The organism is Arthrospira sp. PCC 8006 (genome assembly GCF_046480465.1).
Classification (GTDB): domain Bacteria; phylum Cyanobacteriota; class Cyanobacteriia; order Cyanobacteriales; family Microcoleaceae; genus Limnospira; species Limnospira platensis.
In genome coordinates, this window is sequence record NZ_PKGG01000373.1 from 1 (window position 1) to 2,952 (window position 2,952).

At 48.0% G+C, this 2,952-nt stretch carries 4 protein-coding genes and 1 pseudogene; 1 reads left to right on the forward strand and 4 read right to left on the reverse strand.

The genetic code is table 11. From position 1 onward, the window contains the following. A pseudogene (locus B9T16_RS27465) lies at window positions 1-252 on the forward strand (IS110 family transposase); the annotation flags it as partial. A 195-nt stretch (window positions 253-447) separates the two neighbouring features. Here the strand turns inward: B9T16_RS27465 and B9T16_RS27470 are convergent. From B9T16_RS27470 to B9T16_RS27485, 4 genes are all read right to left on the reverse strand, one after another. After that, the gene (locus tag B9T16_RS27470) at window positions 448-687 is read right to left on the reverse strand and encodes a DUF5615 family PIN-like protein (protein WP_006615923.1); all 240 of its coding nucleotides are present in this window, start codon (window positions 685-687) and stop codon (window positions 448-450) included. A gap of 10 nt (window positions 688-697) precedes the next feature. After that, window positions 698-1,033: a DUF433 domain-containing protein gene (locus tag B9T16_RS27475; RefSeq protein ID WP_231852091.1), complete on the reverse strand. Its 336-nt coding sequence runs from the start codon at window positions 1,031-1,033 to the stop codon at window positions 698-700. Window positions 1,034-1,221: 188 nt separating this feature from the next. Next, window positions 1,222-2,166: an NACHT domain-containing protein gene (locus B9T16_RS27480; protein WP_410246267.1), complete on the reverse strand. Its 945-nt coding sequence runs from the start codon at window positions 2,164-2,166 to the stop codon at window positions 1,222-1,224. 157 nt (window positions 2,167-2,323) lie between these two features. Continuing rightward, window positions 2,324-2,788, reverse strand: coding sequence for a hypothetical protein (locus tag B9T16_RS27485; protein WP_006616019.1), 465 nt, complete (start codon window positions 2,786-2,788; stop codon window positions 2,324-2,326). Window positions 2,789-2,952: the final 164 nt, after the last annotated feature.

A 2,952-nucleotide genomic window follows, 5' to 3' on the forward strand; every position in this document is an offset into this window, starting at 1 on the left:
CATCAGTTTGTTGTCCGGGCAATCGAGAGGGGGACTCATCGTGAACAGAAACCGGGCGGGAGTGCGATCGCGACAACCCCCTACGATTGCCTACCAAAATCCCCAGAGGCTCAAGCCATCCGAGTTTATTGGGTGACTAGAGCATACCACAAAGGGAACAAAGTGTCTGGGGCTGCGCTCAAGGCTGCCAGGAATGCCACATCCAGGAAACTAGCTGAGACGCTTTTTAAGGCTCTCTGGGATATGCGATAATAAGCCCCATAGAATTAGCTTAATTGCCCTGTACCCCGATCCAATTCCCTAGGTCGGGGTTTTTATTGGTGAAAGTTTGGGAATAAGATAGAAAGGTATGAAAAGAACTTGACCCTCATATTCTCCAGGTTCGCTGCAACAAATAAATAGTTCTAAGTCATCAATGATCTTGCCAATGGGGGCTCTCGCTATCACTTAAACAACTCCTGGCATAGGTAATCCTTGATTGACGCGATCGCAAGCATACATCGTAATAGTGGCTACATCATGACTCAGCAAGATACGTCCCTCGTTCGCCGCCCATTCCAATATAACTGGATCATCTGTATTCCTTAACCCTACGTCTTGAACACGAATTACATCCACAGTAGGCAAGCGTCTCATTAGACCACGCAATATAGCCCCGTTAAAATTTTCGTCAGTAAGAAGGCGCATTTTGTTCCAATTATTTTTGTGACTGACGAGTAAGCAAGCGCTGTCTGAGATCGACTAGGTTGTGTTTTTGGGTAAGTTGTTGTCTGAGTTGTTCAGCTTTTTGATTACGTTGCTCTAAATAACTGTCAATTTCCTGACGATGGTTTAGATAATAAGCAATCGTACTGTATATGTCTTCTAAACTCAGAACTGAAAATTGAATAGCGATTTCTTCAGGAGTCGAGCCATTGTGGTAAGTAGCAAGTAGACTATCCAGAGTCACTCTGCTTGAACCTATGCGGATACCTCCGGCTTCATCCCAACGTAGAGGAGGAGAGGTGGCTGGGAATTTTCCTGGGGCGCTCATTGGGGACATATTGCACCTAAGTTGAAGTCTACACAAACATTGTAGCAAGAAGCATAGTGTATTGCCTGAAAGCAACTATGTTAAAAAGGGGTTCAGCCTTTTTTAAAGGTGGATGTTATACAGAATCAAGGGGATATGCACCTTAGCCTCAAAAAGCTACAAGCCTTTACTGCCAGGAGTTACTGTTTTTAATCACTCTGGGCAAAAAATCGCCGGATAAAGGTTTCCATCTGCTCCGACTGAAAGGGTAAATTCCGATATACATCAAACCCGGAAAAGGCATTTTTATCGGATTCCCAAACATTCACCCGACAAGAGACGATCGCCCTTGCTAACCCCACCCACCCGGTTAATAACTGGGACACATGGAGCCGTTCAATCCGGGCTACCATTTCATCCAACCCATCCATCAATAACCAGAGATTCTCTTTATGGTCTTGGACAGAAGCGATACGGCTACCGCCACGCTCCGTGATCGCTCCTTGAACTCTCGCCGACTTCAGCCAGTTTTCCAGATAATCTACTAGGGTCGGTTGGGTAAATTGTGCCAAGTCAACCCAAATGGGGATGCCCAGATTTTCTGCCAATATCCAATCAGCGATCGCCTGTAACCGTGTGGTTTTTCCTGACCCCGGTTCACCAATAACGGCAATCCGTCGCCCCTGACTTTGGGGAGTTTTTCCCTGTCGCAAAACCTGATTAAAAAACTCATCCTCACTGATAGGAGTCATTCTCTCTTCTTCCCGTTCCCACTGTTCTCGGTTTTCCAGACTTAGCCCCGGTTTCCGTTCCTTAGTTGGGTATAGATCCACCAATGCCAACGGCACATAAATCTCCACCCGCTTAAATGCCGGATTAGCCGTTAAGAATACCTGTCGGTTAGGCAGCATTAACTCGGCAATGGCTCGCCATTCTGCTAAGGAAAGATGGGGGTTAGCCGCATCAAAATGCGATCGAATTTCCTCCACCAAACTTTCGAGGGTTCTTTCCAGTCCTTGCAACAACTGAGTTATCTGGGTTTCCATCACCCCGAACCGTTGACAGACTTCCGCAAAACCCGACTCAATTGTGCCGGAAATCTCCCTAAAAAATGCCTGCTGCTGGGTGAGGTTTCTCCTTTTACAGGCTGCCATATTGAGGCGGATAAAAATATCGCCCCATGCGGTGACGGTGAGGTTCCCTTGTTGGGTGAGTTGGTATTCTTGGGGGGTAAGGAATTGGTCGAGTTTGGCTTCTCGCAGGTCGGGGTAACGTTGTTTGGCTAGTTCCTGTTGGGCGATCGCAACCCAGTTATCCTTGGCTTGGGCGGCGATTTTTTCGAGATATTCGCGGGTTTTGCCCCGCTGTTGTTTGGCTGCGAGGGTGATAACGGCGGCGTTCGCGTAGCGTCTCGTAGAGAATCGCTTTCCCGACTGCTTTGGTTAAATCCTGATTTTCTAGGGAAACTCTCCCCTCTCGTGCATCGATTAAAGCATCAACAGCATTAGCCGTATTCCCCGCCGCCACATTCCCTAACGCCGTGGCTAAGATGTTTCCCCAGACCATCCCTTCTGCGGCGATACGGGGGGGGAACGCCAAGCTACCCAGGACGCACCCGCTACCGATGGTTAATTTTACGATAGTGTCGCGCTCGAACTTCATATTGATGCCTGGAACATTAGGGATTATTCTAACACCCAGGAAGTTACACGGTTTGAGGCTGCTTTGGTGGGGGTGGCGGGTGGAGATATGGGTGATCGCACTGGAGTCATCCATCTTGTACACTAAACCGCATTAGACGATGGCTCAAACACAACCTCTTCGTAAAACTCCTCTATCGGCACACTTAATCCAATACTTTTTAGCTCGACAACATCGCCGGGTCGATAGCTCAGAATTAACCAATCCCCCGCCTCGTTTTGGTGATACATATCGATCGC